Annotated in this window: 4 protein-coding genes; all 4 read right to left on the bottom strand. The window is 64.8% G+C overall.

Annotated features, from left to right (window positions below; translation table 11 throughout):
- On the bottom strand, positions 1-771 hold a 771-nt coding region (gene rfbA, locus ACIPIA_RS12915; RefSeq protein ID WP_400510135.1), incomplete at its 3' end, for a glucose-1-phosphate thymidylyltransferase RfbA.
- A gap of 3 nt (positions 772-774) precedes the next feature.
- The gene (gene rfbD, locus ACIPIA_RS12910) at positions 775-1668 is read right to left on the bottom strand and encodes a dTDP-4-dehydrorhamnose reductase (protein ID WP_400510134.1); all 894 of its coding nucleotides are present in this window, start codon (positions 1666-1668) and stop codon (positions 775-777) included.
- Positions 1668-2225, bottom strand: a complete 558-nt coding sequence (gene rfbC / locus ACIPIA_RS12905) for a dTDP-4-dehydrorhamnose 3,5-epimerase (RefSeq protein ID WP_400510132.1) — start codon at positions 2223-2225, stop codon at positions 1668-1670. Before rfbC ends, rfbD begins: the two co-directional genes overlap by 1 nt.
- Positions 2226-2241: 16 nt before the next feature.
- Positions 2242-3282: dTDP-glucose 4,6-dehydratase (gene rfbB, locus ACIPIA_RS12900; protein WP_400510131.1), on the bottom strand; the 1041-nt coding region annotated here is incomplete at its 5' end.

Raw genomic sequence — 3282 nt, 5'->3', positions numbered from 1 at the left:
CCTTGCCGCAATTTCCTCAGGGCAGGCTATCCGCAGCGCCTGGCGATTTTCGAGGGTGCGGACGAACTGCCCGGCTTCGAGCAGGCTCTCAGGCGTCCCCGTATCGAGCCAGGCAAAGCCCCGCCCCATGAGCTCCACCGAAAGCTCTCCCCGCTCGAGATAGATGCGGTTGATGTCGGTGATCTCCAGCTCGCCACGGGGCGACGGCTTGAGGCTCTTCGCGATCTCCACGACCTGAGCGTCATAGAAATACAGCCCCGTCACCGCCCAACTCGACTTCGGCTTCTCCGGTTTCTCCTCGATCGAGATCGCCTTGCCGGACTTTTCGAAGGCGACGACCCCGTAGCGTTCGGGATCGCGCACATGGTAGGCGAAGACGGTCGCACCCTTCGACCGCCTCCTGGCACGCGCCATGACTTCGGGCAGAGAGTTCCCGTAGAACAGGTTGTCGCCGAGAATCAGCACCGACGGCTGCCCCGCGACGAAATCCTCCCCGATCAGATAGGCCTGCGCCAGCCCGCCGGGATGCGGCTGCTCGGCATAGCTGAGGCTGATGCCCCAGGCGGAACCGTCGCCGAGCAGCCGCTTGAAATGCGGCAGGTCGTGCGGGGTCGAAATGATCAGCACGTCACGGATGCCCGCAAGCATCAGGGTCGACAGCGGGTAATAGATCATCGGCTTGTCGTAGACGGGCAGAAGCTGCTTCGACATCGCCAGCGTCATCGGATGCAGCCGCGTGCCGGAGCCGCCGGCGAGGATGATGCCCTTCATCGTCTACTCCTGATCCTTGAGAAGCCGCCCGACGCAAACCGCGAGCGAAGAACGCCAGGCGGGCAGCGCCACGCCGTGGCGCGCGGCGAGCTTACTGCAGTCGAGCCGCGAATTGGCCGGTCTCCGCGCCGGCGTCGGATAGTCCGAGCTGGCAATGCGCTTCACCGCGACCGGCTTGCCGCCATGGCGCTCGCGCTCGGCGAAAATCGCCTCTGCCACATCGGCCCACGCGGCCTCTCCCGTGGCGCTCATATGGAAGACGCCCCGCAGCGTCGCGTCATCGGCCCGTGCGACGAGGTTGCGCGCGACGGCGAAAACCGCATCGGCGATGTCGAGCGCGCTCGTAGGACAGCCATGCTGATCGGCAACGACCGCGACTTCGTCATGGGTTTCGGCAAGGCGCAACATGGTCTTGACGAAATTCTTGCCGAAGGGGCTGTAGATCCAGGCCGTGCGCAGGACGGCATAGTTCGCCGTGGCGGCAGCGACTGCCTGCTCTCCCGCGAGCTTGCTCGCGCCATAGGCCGAGATCGGCCCGGTCGCATCCTCTTCCCGATAGGGCCGGTCGAGATTCCCGTCGAAGACATAATCCGTCGAGAGCTGGATGACCGGGATGCCGAGAATGGTGGCCGCGCGCGCCGCCTCGCCGGCCGCGCTTCCGTTGATGCGCATGGCGAGAGCGGGTTCGCTATCGGCCTGATCCACCGCCGTGTAGGCAGCCGCATTCACGATCACGTCCGGCCTCGCCGAACGCAGCGCCGGCGCGATCGTCCGGTGATCGGCGAGATCGAGCTCCGGGCGGCGGAGCGCGATGACCTCGACGCCCGCCGGGACGCGCTCCAGCATGGCGCGGACGACCTGGCCGGTCCAGCCGGTGACGGCGATGCGCAGACCCATCACTCGAAAAACCGCAGCATCTCGGCGAGCCGCGGATGCTTGCGATCCCTCTCGGAAAGCGTCAACTCGGAGAGCGGCAAGCCCCAGTCGATCCCGAGGGCCGGATCGTCGAACGCAAGCCCGTGATCGTTCTGAGGCGCATAAGGCGCGGAGACCTTGTAGAGAACCTCGGTATCTGGCTCGAGCGTAACGAAGCCGTGGGCAAAACCCGCCGGCACGAACAGCTGCTTCCAGTTCTCGGCTGACAACTCGACCGCGACATGCTTGCCGAATGTCGGCGACAGGGCCCGGATGTCGACCGCTACGTCGAGGATGCGCCCGCGCGTCACCCGCACCAGCTTGGCCTGCGTGAAGGGCGGCGACTGGAAATGCAGCCCGCGCAACGTACCGACAGGCCTGGAAAGGGAGTGGTTGTCCTGGACGAAATCGACGGCGATTCCCGCCTCTGCAAAAGCCTCGCGGCTCCAGATCTCGGAGAAGAAGCCGCGCTGATCGCCGATTTTCTTCGGCGTGATCACCTTGACGGCCGGAATTGCCGCTTCCTCGACGCTGAGCATCGCTGATCCCCTCTGCTCAGGCTGCGCCCAGGCGTTCGCCACGATAGACACCCGAACGGATGTCACCCCACCATTTCGGATTGGCGAGATACCACTCGACGGTGCGACGCAGGCCGGTCTCGAACGTTTCCTTGGGCATCCAGCCGAGCTCGCGGCCGATCTTGCCGGCATCGATCGCATAGCGCGCATCGTGGCCCGGCCGGTCGGTCACATAGGTGATCAGGCGCTCGCGCGGCCCGGCGGGGTCCGGCCTAAGCTCGTCGAGAATGGCGCAGAGCGTCCTGACCACTTCGATATTGGCCTTCTCGTTATGGCCGCCGATATTGTAGCTCTCGCCCAGCTTGCCGTCCGTCGCAACCGTGAGCAGCGCATCGGCATGATCGTCGACATAAAGCCAGTCGCGCACGTTGAGGCCGTTGCCATAGACCGGCAGCGGCTTGCCTTCGAGCGCATTGATGATCATCAGCGGGATCAGCTTCTCCGGGAAGTGATAGGGGCCGTAATTGTTCGAGCAATTGGTCATTACCACCGGCAGACCGTAGGTATGGTGCCAGGCCCGCACGAGATGATCCGAAGCCGCCTTTGAGGCCGAGTAGGGCGAGTTCGGCTGGTAGGCCGTATCCTCCCGGAAAAACCCGTCCGCGCCCAGCGAGCCAAAGACCTCGTCGGTCGAGATGTGGTGGAAGCGGAAGCCTTCGCGGCGTTCGGCCGGCAGTTCGCGATAATGGCGCAACGCCTGCTGCAGCAGCGCGAAGGTTCCGACGACATTCGTCTCGATGAAAGCGGCAGGGCCGTCGATCGAGCGGTCGACATGGCTCTCCGCAGCCAGATGCATGACGATATCCGGCGAGAAATCGGAGAAGATCGCCTTCATCCGCTCGCTGTCGCAGATATCCGCCTGCTCGAAGCGGTAGCGGTCGCTCCCGGCAACCGGCGCCAGAGAAGCCAGATTGCCCGCATAGGTCAGCTTATCGACGACGCAGACCTCGTGCCGGGTCTCGGCGACGAGCTTGCGGACCACCGCGGAGCCGATGAAGCCGGCACCACCGGTCACGAG

The organism is Allobosea sp. CER48, assembly GCF_044752385.1.
GTDB lineage: Bacteria > Pseudomonadota > Alphaproteobacteria > Rhizobiales > Beijerinckiaceae > Allobosea.
This window is presented reverse-complemented; position numbering and strand designations above follow the sequence as displayed.

What these genes read in the sequence shown, in the direction of transcription:
- rfbC (WP_400510132.1), bottom strand. Translation starts at nt 2,225, where the DNA reads ATGCTCAGCGTCGAGGAAGCGGCAATTCCGGCCGTCAAGGTGATCACG.
- rfbD (WP_400510134.1), bottom strand. Translation starts at nt 1,668, where the DNA reads ATGGGTCTGCGCATCGCCGTCACCGGCTGGACCGGCCAGGTCGTCCGC.